The sequence below is a fragment of the Erythrobacter sp. EC-HK427 genome, assembly GCF_902498745.1.
Lineage (GTDB): Bacteria > Pseudomonadota > Alphaproteobacteria > Sphingomonadales > Sphingomonadaceae > Alteraurantiacibacter.
Window position 1 is genome coordinate 2,660,400 of sequence record NZ_LR701479.1, and the last position, 16,078, is coordinate 2,676,477.

General features: G+C 60.9%; 13 protein-coding genes. 1 reads left to right on the plus strand and 12 read right to left on the minus strand.

Annotated features, from left to right (window positions below; all coding sequences use genetic code 11):
* Positions 1 to 22: 22 nt before the first annotated feature.
* From tagH to GC121_RS13080, 12 genes are all read right to left on the minus strand, one after another.
* Positions 23 to 1,558: a type VI secretion system-associated FHA domain protein TagH gene (tagH, locus tag GC121_RS13025; protein ID WP_199857863.1), complete on the minus strand. Its 1,536-nt coding sequence runs from the start codon at positions 1,556 to 1,558 to the stop codon at positions 23 to 25.
* 32 nt (positions 1,559 to 1,590) lie between these two features.
* A complete protein-coding gene (locus GC121_RS13030) occupies positions 1,591 to 2,193 on the minus strand; it encodes a hypothetical protein (protein ID WP_151975020.1) in 603 nt (200 codons plus the stop codon).
* 16 nt (positions 2,194 to 2,209) lie between these two features.
* Positions 2,210 to 4,087 (minus strand): type VI secretion system Vgr family protein, encoded by a 1,878-nt coding sequence (locus GC121_RS13035; RefSeq protein WP_151975022.1) that lies wholly within the window; start codon positions 4,085 to 4,087, stop codon positions 2,210 to 2,212.
* Between the two features lie 106 nt (positions 4,088 to 4,193).
* The gene (locus tag GC121_RS13040; protein WP_199857864.1) at positions 4,194 to 4,670 is read right to left on the minus strand and encodes a type VI secretion system tube protein Hcp; all 477 of its coding nucleotides are present in this window, start codon (positions 4,668 to 4,670) and stop codon (positions 4,194 to 4,196) included.
* A gap of 98 nt (positions 4,671 to 4,768) precedes the next feature.
* Positions 4,769 to 7,414, minus strand: coding sequence for a type VI secretion system ATPase TssH (gene tssH, locus GC121_RS13045; protein ID WP_151975026.1), 2,646 nt, complete (start codon positions 7,412 to 7,414; stop codon positions 4,769 to 4,771).
* Between the two features lie 105 nt (positions 7,415 to 7,519).
* Positions 7,520 to 8,611 (minus strand): type VI secretion system baseplate subunit TssG, encoded by a 1,092-nt coding sequence (gene tssG / locus GC121_RS13050; protein ID WP_151975028.1) that lies wholly within the window; start codon positions 8,609 to 8,611, stop codon positions 7,520 to 7,522.
* A gap of 7 nt (positions 8,612 to 8,618) precedes the next feature.
* Positions 8,619 to 10,433, minus strand: a complete 1,815-nt coding sequence (gene tssF / locus GC121_RS13055; RefSeq protein WP_151975030.1) for a type VI secretion system baseplate subunit TssF — start codon at positions 10,431 to 10,433, stop codon at positions 8,619 to 8,621.
* Between the two features lie 4 nt (positions 10,434 to 10,437).
* Positions 10,438 to 10,899: a type VI secretion system baseplate subunit TssE gene (gene tssE, locus GC121_RS13060; protein WP_151975032.1), complete on the minus strand. Its 462-nt coding sequence runs from the start codon at positions 10,897 to 10,899 to the stop codon at positions 10,438 to 10,440.
* A complete protein-coding gene (gene tssC, locus GC121_RS13065; RefSeq protein ID WP_151975035.1) occupies positions 10,899 to 12,368 on the minus strand; it encodes a type VI secretion system contractile sheath large subunit in 1,470 nt (489 codons plus the stop codon). Before tssC (GC121_RS13065) ends, tssE begins: the two co-directional genes overlap by 1 nt.
* A 15-nt stretch (positions 12,369 to 12,383) precedes the next feature.
* A complete protein-coding gene (tssC, locus tag GC121_RS13070) occupies positions 12,384 to 13,874 on the minus strand; it encodes a type VI secretion system contractile sheath large subunit (protein WP_151975037.1) in 1,491 nt (496 codons plus the stop codon).
* 15 nt (positions 13,875 to 13,889) lie between these two features.
* Positions 13,890 to 14,399 (minus strand): type VI secretion system contractile sheath small subunit, encoded by a 510-nt coding sequence (tssB, locus tag GC121_RS13075; protein ID WP_151975039.1) that lies wholly within the window; start codon positions 14,397 to 14,399, stop codon positions 13,890 to 13,892.
* A gap of 84 nt (positions 14,400 to 14,483) precedes the next feature.
* On the minus strand, positions 14,484 to 15,662 hold the full coding sequence (locus GC121_RS13080) for an ImpA family type VI secretion system protein (RefSeq protein ID WP_151975041.1): 1,179 nt from the start codon (positions 15,660 to 15,662) through the stop codon (positions 14,484 to 14,486).
* A gap of 119 nt (positions 15,663 to 15,781) precedes the next feature.
* Here GC121_RS13080 and GC121_RS13085 point away from each other — a divergent pair, with 119 nt between their 5' ends.
* Entirely contained in the window at positions 15,782 to 16,075 is a 294-nt protein-coding gene (locus tag GC121_RS13085) for a PAAR domain-containing protein (protein ID WP_151975043.1), read from the plus strand.
* Positions 16,076 to 16,078 lie beyond the last annotated feature (3 nt).

Below are 16,078 nucleotides of genomic sequence, written 5' to 3' on the forward strand. Positions count from 1 at the left end.
CGTATTCCCCCCATTCTCCGGACTACTGTCCGGATTTCAGATAATCCTCGTATCCCTCACGAAATGCAACGCTCATCACGCCATTGGCGTTCGAAGTGGCATCTTTTTTGAGCGCATCATACACGGTCGCATAAAGGCTCCACGGATCGACCTTGCGTGACAACAGATTCTTGTTGCCATTGGCCCGTTCGGTCAGCTTGTCGATCTCCTCCGGAGAAAGCCGGTCGAACACCGTGTGCAGCGCGCGCTGGACGCCTGCAAGCATGGCCAGTTGGTGGCGCTTCAAATCCTCGAATGCACCGCGCACCGCCTCTTCCGAATTGACAAAGCCCGGCAGCGGCTCGCCCAACAGCACCTTTGCAGCATCCTGCGCGGGCAGATGTTTGAGCGGGTTGTTCCGGCCAATGGCGAGCACGGTCTTTTCCATACGGAACTCGCCCTTCATTTCCGCCCTATCGCGCATCAGATCGGACATTCCGAGCACGACCTGCCGATACATCACGCCGAGCTTGCGCAGGGCATCGGGCGAAAGGCGCAGTTCCTCCGGCCCCAGCCCTGCTCCCTCGTAAAATGCTGACCAATTGGGCGCTCCAACGTCGGCGACCGGAGACGGCGCGGGAGGAGGCGCCGGGACCGGCGCTGGTGCAGGTCTGGGAGTCGTCTGCGCGACAGCCAGCGGCGGCTGGGCGGGTTCATAGTCGCCCAACATATCATCCACCGGCGGCAGATCGATATCCATCAACGCATCGGGGTTGCCCTGCGGAATTCCTTCATCAAACGGGTCGTCGTCAAAGCCGGAAGGCGTATCGGGCGCGGTGGTGGGCAGATCGTCAAAGCCGATGTCGCCCGGCTGCTCGATCGCACCGTCGCCGCCGCCAATATCGTCGAACACATCATCGGGCAGACCGCCCGATCCATCCACATCCAGCCAGTTTTCGGGAATGCCCAAGCCAGTTGAGGCGAGCGGCGCGTCCCCCATGATCGGCCCGCTCATCGCGATACCGATGGGATCGCCGAAATTGTCCCTGCCGCGATCCCTCGGCGGTGACGGTGAGCCGATATGCGCGCCGATCTCGTCACGCAGCAAATCGTGCAGATCATCACCGCCATTCGGGCTGCCGATATCGAAATCATCGAGCAGGCCGCCACTGCTGCCGCCCATATCGATATCGTTGAACGGATCATCCTCCGCCATGCCACCCGAAAAGCCCGGCAGATCCTGTACCGGAGCGGCACCCATCCGCATGCTCGCCGCCATCGCATCGCTGGCAATGGTGACCACAAAGCCTGAGATAAACAGCCGGTCGCCTTCGCGCACCGGGAACGGGTTGTGCGGCGTCACCCGCTGTCCCGGCGCGTTAAGCGAGACGCCATTGGTGCTTCCGTTGTCGATGGCCAGCAGATCAAGGCCGCTCGAAATGATCTTGCAATGCTGGCCGGAAACGCCGTCCGCCTTGGTGCCTAGAACGACATCGCAATGCCGTCTGCTCGATCCCAGCAGCACTTCGCCCGCATCAATCTGTCGCCGGTCAAAATACTGACCCGGCGGATCATCCATGCGCGATATCAGCAAGTTCCACATAGCCGGACTTAAGCGAGGCTTTCCTTGACCTGCCCCTGCGCCTCTTTCCCGTTTTCACCCGCCATCAAGGCTAGCCCGATGGGCAGCCATTGCGCAAGCGCCACGGGCTTTCCGAAAGCAGGATCAAGGCCGAGCAAGGTCAGCGCGCTGCGTGTCGCCACGCCTGCCAGAAAGGGCGATGGCGGCACTTCGGGTTGGCCGCGCGGAGCGAGCGACGGGCCCGACCAGTGCGCGGCCTGCGCTGCCCAGGCCGCCGCTTTGCCTTTGTCGCACTTCTTGGCCGCGCGTCCGGCCGCTTCGGCTTCGTTGGGCGCCTGCGACTGCACCCATTTCTCCGCCGCGAGGACGGCAGCGTCCTCCAGCTCACGCTTCCCGATATCCGGTATCAAACGGACGCTCAAGCACGCCCACCAGACACATTGCCGGTGCGGCAGGAGCAGCGCGAGCGCGTGCACCGCGTCATCGGCAAATTGTCGCGCCACGAGGGTTTCGACAAACTCTGCCGGCTGCGCGCAATCGTCGAGCAATGCGAGTGCGCCGGGCGATAGCCGCCCGTGCTCGCGCAATTCGCTGCGCCGGAAACGCAGTGCCGGTGCACTTGGCGGCGTCATCGAAGCACCCTGCGCATCAGTTGATCATCACCATACCGCCCTTGAGCGTCAGCATCCCGTCGCCGCTCACTTCGGTCATCGGTGCACCGAGTGTGGCAGACGCACCCGCGCTCATGTCGAGCGTCGCCGAAGCATCAATCTTGATCGTGGGCGCGGTGATCTCGATACCCGAAGGGGTCAGCTTGATCGATGACGGCCCGACCGTCAGCAGAATTTCCTGAACCGATTCATGCGAACTCTTGCCGGTAACCGTCGTCTGCCGCTCGCCATCGACATTGGTCACCTGGTTCACATCGATCTGCACTTCACGGTTGTTGTGCACCGTCAGCCGCTGGTCATTCTCGATCTCGATCGCCTGATCGTTGAAAATGTGCCCCAACTCATCCTTCTGCACTTCGCGCTCGTAATTGCGATCAGTATAGAGCCAGATGCGCTCCTCGCCTTCCTTGTCTTCAAAGAAGAATTCCTGCGTCACCCCGCCATCCTTGTTGGTGACCGAGCGCCAGCCTGATTTGAGCCCGCTTTCGGCATGGGGATGGGGATACTTGTTGCCCGGCGAATAGAGCACGCCATCGATATATGGCAGATCGGGGTCGCCGTGCAGGAAATTGACCACCACCCGCGTTCCGCCGCGTGGCAGGAATTGCGACCCATGCGTGCCGCCAGCGCCCCATTGCTGGCGAACAGGTAGCCAGACGGCCTTGTTCAGCCCCTGCCCCGAATAATCGCGCGCACCGTCGATCAGCACCGGCACCCGGTGCTTGTCATCGACATGGGACTCGCCGGTCACGCCCTGTTCGTCTCCGATCACGCCGAGGAACGGCCCGGGCGCAACACGCTGCGGTTCGTCTACCGCGGGACGGAAAGTGAGGTTGGCATCAATCGCCGTAAAACTGTTCGAATATTGGCCCGGCCGATCCGCATCGAACATCCACGGGTCTTCCGCGCTGTGCATCACTGCGGTGAGCACAACCTTGTTCGGCACCAGACCATTGGCTTCCTTGATTTCGACGCGACCGCCGGCAAACAGATGCGGTTCATCCGAGCGCCCCTCGATATAGTCGGCTTCCTGCGCGTGGCGTTCCTTGAACGCCTTCTTCTGCGCGGAATTATCGCCTTCCTCGTCGATGAAGGCCTTGGTCTCGTGGGCATAGACCTTGGCGAAATCGGGCATCGCCTCGCTACCGGGTTTCACCGTTTCGGAATTGATCGAGCTGAACGTCGCGACATCCTGCGATTGCGGCTTGGCGGCGTAATTGCGCTCCAGATGGTTGATCGCCGCCTTGTCCGATTGCGGGCGAAATTCAACCGCGCCGCCCGGCACATCGATATAGGCCGATGGCTGGTTGCTGACGATCATCTTGTGGCGGAAGGCCCCCGCCCCGCGCTCGTAGACAAAGAAATACATCAGCCCGTCATGGCTCAAGAGCCGGTCGAGAAAACGGTTCTCATATTCGTCGAGCCGCACCGAATAGGCGCGCGGCTGCGGACTGGGAGAGGCCTGTACCGATTTGACGAAACCCGTCAAATCCTTGGTCATCGCCTCGAAAATATCGATGCTGCTCTTGTCCTGCACGAAATGCGTGTCTCTGGCGTAGGACAAAGCGTGATAGGCTGGACGGACCTGCACGGTAACGAAGTGCGATCCGCCTTGGCGGGTCTTGCGTGCGGCATAAATCCGCCCGGCGAAAATGCGCGGTTCCGCGCTGCCCTGCGTAACGTCGAATTCGCACAATTTCCCGATCAGCTTGCTGCAATCGGGATCGGTATCGGTAAACAGTTCAACTTCGTAGAGAAAGCTCTCCGAGATCGCCTCACGCCCGCTGAAGCGATACAGCGCATAATCCTCGACATTCTCGTCGCCCAGCGCACGGATGTTCAGAAGATGCGTCATGAAACCTTTGCCAATACCCCGCGGCGCGCCAGTTCAGGCGCAAATGGCACAGCGGACGCTGCACCTGCCAAAGGCAGATGCCGCGCCCGCAGAATGCCAGTCATCCTCACTCGACCTTGTTTTCCTCGAGGCTGTAGATGAGGTGCGTCGGGCTGCCCGCGTGCTCCTTGTCGCGGCCGGTGAAGCTCCAGTCGAACTTGGTGAAATTGAGCGAAACCGACTCGCTCGGCATTTCGCTGCCGCCACCGTGCGAAACCGAGAAACCGGAAACGATCACGTCTTCGAGGATCAGCGTCAGATAAGCCACCGACTCCCCCTTCACCGCCGCGGTGAAGGCAATCTCCGTCTTGCCGACCGGATCGCCCTTCAGCAGCGCCTTGAAGAAGCGCTCGGACGATTTGTCGGTCACCTTGGTCGCAGTGATTTCCGAGACCGAAGGCTCGCTCACCGTACGGTCACCGCCGCGCGCGCTGCTGACGCCGAGGCCGGCGCCCCATTGGAAAGAACTCAGCTCCGTTTGCTCTTTAAAATTGGCATCGGTCGCGCTGCCCTTCAACTTGTCGTTTTTCAGATAGATAGCCACCTTACTCTCCTTCCTCGCTGTATACTCACTGTGATACGGACCCCTTGCGATTTTTTTTGCGCGGATATTTTGCACACATTCGCTTATTGTAATTTACATCATTTGATCTCGAAGGCGTAGTCCTTTTCGGTTCCCTTGCAGACCTTGATTTCATTGATGTCTTCACCCTCTGCGCTGCGCACCAGCAACAATTGCGAGAGATCGGCCAGCAGGCCGCGCTTGAGAATGTTCTCGATATTGCGCGCTCCGCTTTCATGTTCGGTGCAGCGGGCAACGATGGCGTCGAGCAGATCGTCATCCCAATCGAAGCTGGCATCGTAATGGCTTTCCACCCGCTGGCGGATGCGATTGAGGCTGATCGTCACGATCATCCGCAGAATTTCCGGTGGGAGCGGGAAGAACGGCACGGTGACAACGCGGCCAAGGAATGCGGGCTTGAAATATTCGAGCAGGGATGGGCGCAGCTCGGTTGCCAGCTCTTCCGGATCGGGCATGATCGTGGTGTTGCGGCACAGTTTTTCGATCGTGTCGGTGCCCGCATTGCTCGTCATGATGATGAGCGTGTTCTTGAAATCGATGTCGCGGCCCTGCCCGTCTTTCAGCTGGCCTTTGTCAAACACCTGGTAAAACACATCCTGTACGCCGGGATGGGCCTTTTCCATCTCATCGAGCAGGATCACCGAATAGGGTTTGCGCCGCACCGCTTCGGTGAGCACTCCGCCCTCGCCATAGCCGACATAGCCGGGCGCAGCGCCGACCAGGGTCGAGACTTTGTGCTCTTCCTTGAACTCGCTCATATTGATGGTGGTGACGTTGTGTTCGCCGCCATAAAGCAATTCGGCCAAAGCCAGTGCGGTCTCGGTCTTGCCTACACCGCTGGTACCGCAGAACAGGAAGACGCCCAAGGGCTTGCGCGGATCGGCGAGGCCTGCCCGTGCGGTGCGCACCGTCTCACCGATCACTTCGAGCGCATAATCCTGCCCCTTGATCCGTTCGCCCAGCGAATCCTTTACCTGGAGCACGGCGTTGATCTCGTCAGTGACCATGCGGCCCACCGGAATTCCCGTCCACCCGGCCAGCACTTCGGCAACCACATCGTGATCGACGACTTCGTAGATCATCGGGCTTTCGCCTTGCAGCGCGCGCACGTCCGCCTGCGCGGCCTTCAATTCTTCGCGGGCCTGCTTCGCCTCCGCGGAATCGGCATCCGCCTCGATCAGGATTTTGCGCAATCCGGCGACCTTTTCGACGGCCGCCTTCTCTTGCTGCCAGCGTTCTTCCAATCCCGCCTTCTCGCCTTGCAAGGCCTCGCGCTTGGCTTGCGCTTCTTCGATCCGGGTGGCCATGTCGGCACCCGATGCCGCTTCGCGCTCCATCATGCGGATATCGGCGTCAAGCAGGCTGATCTGGCGATCCAGATCCTCGACCACCGCCGGTGTCGCCACCTGACTTATCCCTACGCGCGCGCAGGCCGTGTCGAGCAAGGATATCGCCTTGTCAGGCAATTGCCGCCCGGCGATGTAGCGGTGCGAAAGCGAAGAGGCGGCTTCCAGCGCCTCTCCCAAGATCATCACGCCGTGATGCTTTTCCAGCACCGGCACCAATCCGCGCAGCATCGCGACGGCCAGCACTTCGTCCGGCTCCTCGATCTTGACGACCTGGAAGCGACGGGTGAGCGCGGGGTCCTTCTCGAAATACTTCTTATATTCCGCCCAGGTCGTTGCCGCGATGGTGCGCATTTCGCCGCGTGCAAGCGCGGGCTTGAGCAGGTTGGCAGCATCGTTCTGCCCTTCAGCCCCGCCTGCGCCGATCAGGGTATGCGCTTCGTCGATGAACATGATGATCGGCGTGGGTGAAGTCTTCACCTCCTCGATCACGGTTTTCAGCCGGTTCTCGAACTCGCCCTTGATGCCTGCCCCTGCCTGCAGCAATCCCAGATCGAGAGAGAGCAACCGCACATTGCGCAACGCTTCGGGCACATCGCCTTGCACGATCCGCAGCGCGAAGCCTTCTACGACAGCCGTCTTGCCGACGCCCGCCTCTCCGGTGAGGATCGGGTTGTTTTGCCGCCGCCGCGTCAGGATATCGACGATCTGGCGGATTTCGGGATCGCGGCCATAGATCGGGTCGATCTTGCCGTCCTTGGCCTGCTGCGTCAGGTCGATGCAATACTGGCCAAGCGCACCCTGCCCCGCTTGCCCCGCCGGAGCGCCTTCACCGCCCCCAGCTCCGCCGGGTGCTGCCGCGCTGGCCACCGCCGCGCCTGCTTCTTCGGATTCCGCGGTAATATCGGCAAAGCTCTTGCGCAGTGCTTCCGGACTGATCTTGCCGAATTCGCTGCTCATCTGGCGGGTGAGCGGCGACAAATCTTCATTCGTCAGCAGCGCCAACACCAAATGGCCCGAGCGCACCTCTGCCGCGCCCATATGCAGCGAGCCATACAGCCAAGCCTCGCGCGCCATCTTTACCACATAGGGAGCGATGCCCGGATTGCGGCCATTCCCGCGTTTGAACTTTTCGATACTGAGCGAAAGATCGCGGCTGAACTTGCCTTTATCGATTTCGAAATAGTCGAGGATTTCCGCAAGATCACTGCGCTGCCGGTCGAGCAGCTTTTGCAGCCAGTGTTCGATCTCGACATCGTAATGCGTCTGGCTCAGCGCGAGCCCCAAGGCAGACTCCAGTGTCTGCTTGCACGTCTTGTCGAGTTTACCGATCAACGCCGTGAGCGTTTCTTGCGCCATCTATCCCCCCAAGGATCAAGCATCGGACAAGCGCCCGATGCGATCAACGATAGCGACCCATTATCCGTCTGCTCTAAGCGCTTGCCCGGCAGACACGGAAGAACGCTATACCTCTGCCATCGCTTCGACAACCGCTTTTTCCTGATGGATCGCGGTATGATCGATCGGAATAACGCAATCGGAGAGCACTTCGTCCGCGCTTTCGAATTCGCCCAGCCATGTCGTCCATCCCAGCATTGCCGGAGTCTCTTCATCGCCCAACCGCAGGGCAGGCACCTCGCGCGCGGCAATCAACAGCCGCAGTGAAGGCCGTTGGTCGAGCCCTGCAGACAGCGTTGCCAATTGGCTCACCAGCCTCCGGAACCGGGTTTCGGCGCAAAAGGCGCGCAAGGTGGCATAGGGCATCGGGCCCATCTCGATCAGGAAGTGATGCTGCACATCGAGCACTGCCTCGCCAATCATCGCCGCCTGACCGGATTCCCCTTCGGGCAAATCCTCGGGCACACCCAGCTGGTTAAAAGCGCCCAGCGTCCCGAAGCCGAGCCGCGATTGCTCTTGCGGCGGTACCGCCATCCATGTCGGTTCGGCCTCGATCACCCGCAGATCAAGCCCCGTCGCCACCTGAAGCACCGTTTCCACGCTATGCCTGCTGCGCCGCGTATCGGCCAGATGGACGGTCAGCGGAATCAACTGGCGTTCGGGCAGGTCCAGGCGTCCCGTTTCGCCGCGCGTATCCATGCCCGACAGCGCGAGCATAAGCTGGCCGATGGGATCATCTTCGCCCGTGCCCGTGCGCTCCACCATCAGCGGCCAACGATACTTCTCCTCGATCCGGTAAAAGAAGCTGAGCGCACGGTGATCGAACAGGTTGAGGAAATCGGCGAAGGAATTGTCCCGTGAACGGCGGCGTTCGAGCTGCAATTCGCTGTAGGGGGCGGGCAAGGCCGGGGTGCGCCCCGCGCTGCCAAGGATATTGGCGATAACCCTCGCACGCTCGCCATCCTGCGTGATGTCCTGCAAATCCGAATGCGGCAGGCCCATGCGCTGCGAGGCGACAAAGCGCACCACTTCGTCTTCTGGGATTGCGTCATGCCCGGTTGTGCGATCCCGCCCCTTGCGCCGGCTCAGCAGGCCCAGCACCCGTGCTGCCTGCGCAAAGGTCGCGCGTTTCAGATAGGAAAGATCGGGCAGTGCCATGCGCCAGCTACACCAGCGGCCTGTCGCCCAGGCGCGCGGGCCAGGTCTTCCACACGCCGCTTTCGCGCTGCAATTGCGCGGTCAGCCGGACGAAACTGTTGAGCGAGCAAGCACCTGCCAGGAACCGCTCGATCACAGCGCACAGCATGTAGCTGCCGCTGCCCGACATCCGTTCATCGTCCAGCTCGAGCGTCACGTCGAGCCCGGCGCAGATAACGCTGTGCCCCTTCAGCCGCATTCGTGCGACCCCCGGCTGCGTGCGCACCGATTTCAGGCGGTCGCGCAGATAGGCGGTCTCGGTCGTGTCACCCAGATCATACAACGCCAGCACTTCACGCAGCGCACTGGTGCCTTCGTCACCGCCGACAAGGCTGAGATAATTGACCGACAATTGACCGATCAGCCGCCAATGCGCAGCCCCTCTGCGATGCGCGCGACGCGTCGGCGTGGGTTTGCTGAGCGCGGATACTTTCTCCAGCCCCTGCACCGAGCCGTTGATCGACAATTGCGGTCGCCCGCCGCCAAATGGGAGCCGCGCGGGCAATTCCCGGTTTGTCGCTAGGATCGTGGTATTGACGATGGTGGTATCATCACCCAGCAGCTCGCCGTCGAGATCGGCGATGGTCAGGTTGACATCATCCCCGCCTCCTTTCGAAAAGCTCGACCGGCGCGAGATCGTGTGGAAAAAACGACCCTCGCGCGGACTGCCGCGATCTATCGAATAGAGCGAGGGAACGGGAATCTTCTCGCCATCGGCGCGCTGCAACTCAACATGCTCAACGCAATAGACTTCCATCGCATCTTCGCGCCGCGTGCTCGGGATAATGCGGTATTCGATGGCCGAATGATCGAGCAGGATCGGCTCCGCCTGCATCTCCCACAGGTTGATCGCGGGCGCGGCGTAGAGATCGAAGTCATCCGCGCGCACCACGCGCTCCAGCTCCGAAGACAGCCGGTCGAAGAACAGATACAGCTCCAGCGTGTCGCCATCCAAAGTCAGCGTGCGCGCCTCCAGATCGGCGATTTCGAAGAACATTTCCTTCTGCGGATAGGCGAAATGTTCCTGCAGCAAGCCATAAGAGCGCCGCGAATGCGTGGGTTGCGGCAGCAGCAGACCGCTTTCGTCCAGCCCGCACATTTTCAGTGATTTGGGATCAAGATGCACCGCGCCCCTATCCGCAAGACCCGACGCAGCGGTGATGCCGACAAGGCTGGTACCGAATTGTTCGAGCAGGATATGCGCGCGGCGGGCGTTGCCCTTGATGTAAAGTCGCAAGGTCGAGATATCGAGCGCGTCGATGCCAATCTCGGGCTTGCTGGTCTTCAGCCGGAGATGAAGCATCCCTTTGGCGTTGGCGGGGCAACCCGGCGGCACTTCGAAAGGCGGCCCGGTCATGCTCGCGTTGGCGATCGTCAACGGCATCATCCGCACGTCGCGGCACAGGCGATAGCGGCATCTTTCGCCGTCGATCTCTTCGGTCAGGATTTCCGTGCCAGCGGGCACATTGATGGGGGCGGCCAAATCCTCGGCAGGCTGCAATTGCACCACCATCACCGACGGCAAGGGCTGGATCAGATGCGGATAGAGCGTGTGCAGTATCGCGTCGGACAGCTCGGGATACTCGTCATCAATCTTATGCCGCAGCCGCGCATTGAGGAAGGCGACGCTTTCGATCAAACGACCGACGTGGGGGTCTTCCACCGCTTCCTTGGTGAGCCGCAGGCGCGAGGCAATTTTCGGATGCGCGTCGGCAAATGCGCCCGCATTGTTGGACAGATAAGCCAGCTCGCGCTGATAATATTCGATCAGATCGTCGATCATGTGCTCAGCTGCCCAAATCCAGTTCTATCGTCTTGTCGCTCGGCCGGACATTGGCGTCATAGACGACAACTTCCTCGTCCCGGCTGATGGTGAGAACCGCCATGATGCGAAAGGTTATGCCTTTCGAAGTGGGCGATTCGTCGGCCTGCACAGACACATCGTGCAGCCGCGGCTCGTGCCGGATGATGGTATCGCGAACAATCCGCCGCAGCCGGTCACGTACTGAATCCGAGCTGAAGTCCTCGGTCGCCATATCCGCGAGGCCATAGCCGACGATGTTGTCCCCCATCGCCTCATGCGGGCCGTGCGAAACAAAGATCGGCTGCGTGGTATTGAGCAGATGTTCCAGATCGCGCAGCAGGTGGATCTTGTACTCCGACAGCGCGTCATCGTCGTCCTGCGCCGCTTCGACTAGCTGCTCCGGTTCCAGATCGATCAGGCGGTCAAGCAGGCTTTGTGTGATCATCAGGCCACCTTCCCGCCGACAACCGTCGTCAGCCGGAACTCGCTTGCCAATTGGTCAAGCTGGTAGTGCGGTCGCAATGCGATATCGCATTCGTAGCTTCCGGGCTTGGTCGGGTGGTCACTGACACTGACGCGCGCCTGCCGCAGCGGGTATTTCACCCGTTGCTGGGGCGAAGGGTCATCATCGTCGGTCGTGTATTTGTGCAGCCACCGCTGGAGCAGCGTCTCGCATTGCTGCGCATCCTTGTAACTGCCCACCCAGTCACGCGCCATTACCTTCACGTAATGTGCGAAGCGGGAAACGCAGAGAATATAGTTTATCATTGAACCCATCTTCGCGTTCATCCGCGCCAGATCGCTGCCCGTATCGGGCGGCGCGTGCATACTCGGCAGGTTCATGAAAGCAGCGATGCCGGTATGCTGCATTTGCCGCAGCGCGATAATGCCGACATCGTTCAGCGCCATTTCCTGCGTTTCGGACACAGCGTTCTCGACCGCAAAGCGCGCGACAACGCCGCGCCTGTCCGCCGGAAGGAAATGCCGCACCGGGCCATCCACCGTCCCGCCTTCGCCGGGCGGTACGATCCCGCGAATGGCGGCGGGCCAGCGGAAATTGGCCATAGCCCGCATAGTGACATAGCCGAGCGCGAACGAACCATTCGCCCAGCACAAATCGTCTGGATTGGCGATACGCTCGTCCCAGTTGAAACCGATCCGCGGAAAGTCGCGTCCGCGCCATGGCTCGCGCACCAGAATGCGCGGCATAACCGCAGCGAGAAAGCGGCTGTCGGGCCGCTTGCGCGTGCGGTTCCAGGTGCGGAAGGAAGGGTGGGCGAGACTGGCGGCCAGATCCTGCCGCAGATCGAGATCGTCGAACCGGTCAAGCTCCATCACGCTGGGGTGGACACCGCAGACGATCGGACAAAATGCCGCTGCCGCGACGTCTGCAAGACCGTCGAGAACGGTCACATCATCGGTCGGCCCCTGCCTGCCGGGGCGGTGCGAGAGCGCGTGATCGACCACCAACATCCCGAAGGGCCGCCCGCCGGGATGGCCATACTCCTCGTTATAGACCAGATCGAACAGGCGGCTCTGGTCGAAATCCATGGCGCGTTCCATGTCGCGTGCAATCTCGATCCAGCGAATGTCGAGTATCCGCACGATCACCTGCGGATCATCGCAAGAATCCAGCAGCCAGCGCGTGCCCCGCCAGAGCGCTTCGAGGCGCTGGAAATCGGGATGGTGCAGAATGGCATCGAGCATCGCGGAAAGCCGCTTGTCGAGTTCTACAATCACCCGGTTGGCGAGCGCCAGCAACTCCTCGCGCGCAGCGGCCCTCACGGCATTGATAGCAATGCGCGGATCGACATCGGCCGCGTCCCGCGAGGGTGTATCCTGACCGTCCTCACCCGCAGCTGCCGCAGCAGCATGGCGAATGGCTTCGGCCAGGATATCGCCCTCTTCAGGCATAGGTCAGTCCAGCGATCAGCTGCCGCCGGGGATTTTCGCCACAAGCCGCATCGAGGTCGTCAGCTCCTCGAATTGCAGCCACGGACGCAGATAGGCCACCGCGCTGTAGGAGCCGGGCGAACCCGGGACTTCCTTCACCGAAACCTTGGCCTCGCGCAGCGGATATTTGGCGCGAGCCGATTGCCCTGCCCCCTCGGTCGCATCGACATAGGTGTTAATCCAGCGGTTGAGCCATGCCTCGCAATCCTCGGCCTCCATGAAGCTGCCGATCCGGTCACGCGCCATCACTTTCAGGTAGTGGGCAAAGCGGCTGGTCGCCATAATGTAGGGCAGGCGCGCCGAGATGGCGGCATTGGCCGTTGCATCGGGATCGTCGTACTTCTTTGGATCCTGCGTGGTCTGCGCCCCGAAGAACACCGAATAATCGGTACCCTTGTAGTGGCACAGCGGCAGGAACCCCATGTCCGACAACTCTTTCTCGCGCCGGTCGGTAATGCCGATTTCGGTCGGGCATTGCGCGTCGACATCGCCATCATCGGTCATGAAGGTATGCGTCGGCAGATTTTCGACCTTGCCCCCGCCTTCAGCCCCGCGAATGGCGGTGCACCAGCCATTCTCAGAGAACGCAGCGGTCATCCGGCCAGCCAGCGCGTAAGAGGCATTCATCCAGCAATAGTCGTCATGATCCATTCGCTTGGGATTACCGGCTTCATCAAACGGCGCCTCTTCGTAATCGAAGGCCTCGATGGCCTTGGTCGCCTTGCCATAGGGCAGACGCGCGAGCACGCGCGGCATGGTCAGCGTGACAAAGCGCGAATCCTCGGATTTCCGGAAGCTCTTCCACCCGGTATACTCGGCCGTATCGAACTTCTGCTTGAGATCCATCGGCGTGGACAGATCGGTATAATCGTCCATCCCGAACATATCCGAATTCGCTGCCGAGACGAAGGGTGTGAAGCCTGCTGCTGCCACGCTGGAGATATTGCGCAGAAGCTCGATATCTTCAGGATGCTTGCCGAAGTAGTAATCGCCCACCAGCGTGCCGTAAGGCTGCCCGCCAGCATGGCCGAATTCTTCCTCGTATACCTTTTTGAACAGCTGGCTCTGATCAAAGTCCACCGCCGAGGCGAGGTCTTTGGCCAGTTCCTTCTTGGTGACGTTGAGCATCCGGATTTTGAGGTTCTCACCAATCTCGGAATTCTTCACCAGATAGTGCAGCCCGCGCCACGAGCCTTCCATCTGCTTGAATTTCTCGTGATGCATGATTTCTGCCAGCTGGCGCGAAATCTGCTCGTCCAGCTTGGCAATCGCAGCGCGCAGAGTAACGGTCATGTTCTTGTCGAACTTCACCGTTTCCGCTGTCGCTTCGCTTGCCAGCGTGGAGAGCAATTCTTTCACCCGGTCGGGCTCGGTCTGTTTGGTGACGCTGATTGCCTGGTCGAGAAGGCTTACGGTCTCTTCCGTGGCCCCGGCTGCGGCTGCGCCTTCTGCTGCTTCTTTCGCCATTCTTAAACGCTCCGCTTATACTTTGTCTTCGCCGCCAAGCTGGGATTTCAATTCGCCCATCTTGGATTCGTCGTTGAGGATTTGTTCGAGCAGGCTTTCCAGCTCTTCCGAACCATCGGCCTTCGCCATCAGGTCGCGCAGCTGGTTGCGCCGCTCCATCAAATTGCGCAGTGGCTCCACCTGCTCGACGATCCTGTCGGGCTCGAAATCTTCCATGGAACGGAACTTCAGGTCGACCGCCATTTGCTTGCCTTCCTCACCGGAAAGCACATCATCGACCTTCATTTTCACGCCCGGCTCCAGCCGTGCCATCACCTGGTCGAACTTGTCCTTCTTGAGGTCGATAAAGCGCCGGTCTTTCAGGCTCTTCTTGGCAACATCGGAATCGCCCGAAAAATCGCCGAGCACACCGACGACATAAGGAATTTCCTTGGTCTCGGTCGCGCCATTGGTTTCCACATCATAGGTGATGTGGACGCGCGGCTTACGAACGCGTTTGAGTTTTTGGTGTACAGAATCGCTCATGTCGATCTCCCTTCCAGACCTCTCGTCTTGAGTTGTGAATCCCGGCACCGGAGCGACCCTGATACCTGATGCCTCGCGTTTACATTACCAGTCGTCGTCTCCGCTCTTGGCGACACTCGCCGTGTCCTCTGTCGGCGGGCGAATGCCCGACCGCCAGTAGAATTCGGTGCGCGCATCGGCTGTCGGAATCAGCTCGGCGATCAGTTCCTGCAAATCCATCCGCGCCCGGCGATCGATCTCGCGCAGGGCCTTGCCGACGGGCGAATGCGGTTCGCGCCGCGCGAAGTAATCCGCTGCTGCGTTCACCGCGCGCAAGGCATCTTCCCGCGAGTCAATCTTGCCCGCCTTGAATGTGCCTGCGCTGCCGCCACCATTGGCCGACGCACCTGCATCGGCGGTTTCGGCAGCTCCCTCGCTCTCTTCCGAAACCTCTTCCGGCAAGCGCGCGACAAGTGCCTTCAACCATTCACGCATTCCCTCCAGCTCGCTCGTCAGGCGCGAGCCTGCGGGCATATAGGGGGATGCCTGTTTGATGAGATATTCCATCACCCGGCGCCATTGCGTCTCGGCGGTGGTGACAGCAGCCAGCACCGGTGCCATCCTTGCCCGCCCGGCGATGGTGACAATCCGGTCAAAACTGTCATAGGCTGACTGGCGTGCCTCCGCGCGGGCCGCTTTGGCGTCGGCATCGCCGGCCTGGCTTTGGCTGGCCGCATCGACCATCACCTTGTCGCCATAGCGCAGAACGTCGCTACCTGCCTTCACCAGCGCCATCTGCCGCACCGGAAGAACCAGCGATCCCTCGCGGTCATTGGTGCCGCCGCTAAGGCCGGAAAGCGGCATGAAGCGCGCTTCAACGCCGTCCTCTTCATCCTCGTCCGCGGCGGGGTAAAGGCCTTGTTCCCAGAATGCCTCGACAAAATCGGCGAGCAAAGTCATCGTGACGGCAAGCGATTGGGCAGGATCATCTTCCCGCGCCGAAGCCTCGATCAAGATCGCCATCGGCTCCAGATCCTTGCCGAACTCCGTCAGATAGCGGATTGCGTCCTCGGCAATGGCTTCCCAGCTCTCGACGCCATCCTCGACGGCCGCGTCGTCTTCATCCAGTGCAAGCGCCTGTTCTGCCCGCACGCGGTCTTTTCGCTTCAGGCGGATATCGCGCAGCAGCTCCGCCGCCTCGCCTTCATCCTCGCGCCCGTTCACACCGAGGCCGCCGTCAATCGGCGTCAGGATGGCATCGCGGATGGTTTCGTCAATCAGCATCGCACCCCCCTCGGTACTATCGCGCAGTCATAGCTTACGCTTTTTGCCGCGCTACACCACTGTTTTCTTGCGCGCCGATGGTGTAATGCTGCAAGCCTTGGATCACAGGAGGCACCCGCATGGGACAGCCCGCATCACGTTTGACCGATATGCACACTTGCCCGATGGTAACCGGCGTTGTGCCCCATGTAGGCGGGCCGGTTAGCGGGCCCTGCGCTCCGACTGTGCTGATCGGGGGACTGCCTGCTGCGCGTGTTTCCGACATGGCGGTTTGTGTCGGCCCGCCCGATGTGATCGCCAAAGGCAGCGCGACGGTCATCACCATGGGGATGCCGCAAGCGCGCATCGGCGATATGACCGCGCATGGGGGTGTCCTGATACTCGGCCAGCCCAACGTGCTGGTGGGCGGTTAGCCG

What these genes read in the sequence shown, in the direction of transcription:
- tagH (WP_199857863.1), bottom strand. Translation starts at nt 1,558, where the DNA reads ATGGATGATCCGCCGGGTCAGTATTTTGACCGGCGACAGATTGATGCG.
- GC121_RS13030 (WP_151975020.1), bottom strand. Translation starts at nt 2,193, where the DNA reads ATGACGCCGCCAAGTGCACCGGCACTGCGTTTCCGGCGCAGCGAATTG.
- tssB (WP_151975039.1), bottom strand. Translation starts at nt 14,399, where the DNA reads ATGAGCGATTCTGTACACCAAAAACTCAAACGCGTTCGTAAGCCGCGC.
- tssH (WP_151975026.1), bottom strand. Translation starts at nt 7,414, where the DNA reads ATGGCGCAAGAAACGCTCACGGCGTTGATCGGTAAACTCGACAAGACG.
- tssF (WP_151975030.1), bottom strand. Translation starts at nt 10,433, where the DNA reads ATGATCGACGATCTGATCGAATATTATCAGCGCGAGCTGGCTTATCTG.
- tssC (WP_151975035.1), bottom strand. Translation starts at nt 12,368, where the DNA reads ATGCCTGAAGAGGGCGATATCCTGGCCGAAGCCATTCGCCATGCTGCT.
- tssC (WP_151975037.1), bottom strand. Translation starts at nt 13,874, where the DNA reads ATGGCGAAAGAAGCAGCAGAAGGCGCAGCCGCAGCCGGGGCCACGGAA.
- GC121_RS13080 (WP_151975041.1), bottom strand. Translation starts at nt 15,662, where the DNA reads ATGCTGATTGACGAAACCATCCGCGATGCCATCCTGACGCCGATTGAC.
- tssE (WP_151975032.1), bottom strand. Translation starts at nt 10,899, where the DNA reads ATGATCACACAAAGCCTGCTTGACCGCCTGATCGATCTGGAACCGGAG.
- GC121_RS13035 (WP_151975022.1), bottom strand. Translation starts at nt 4,087, where the DNA reads ATGACGCATCTTCTGAACATCCGTGCGCTGGGCGACGAGAATGTCGAG.
- GC121_RS13085 (WP_151975043.1), top strand. Translation starts at nt 15,782, where the DNA reads ATGGGACAGCCCGCATCACGTTTGACCGATATGCACACTTGCCCGATG.
- tssG (WP_151975028.1), bottom strand. Translation starts at nt 8,611, where the DNA reads ATGGCACTGCCCGATCTTTCCTATCTGAAACGCGCGACCTTTGCGCAG.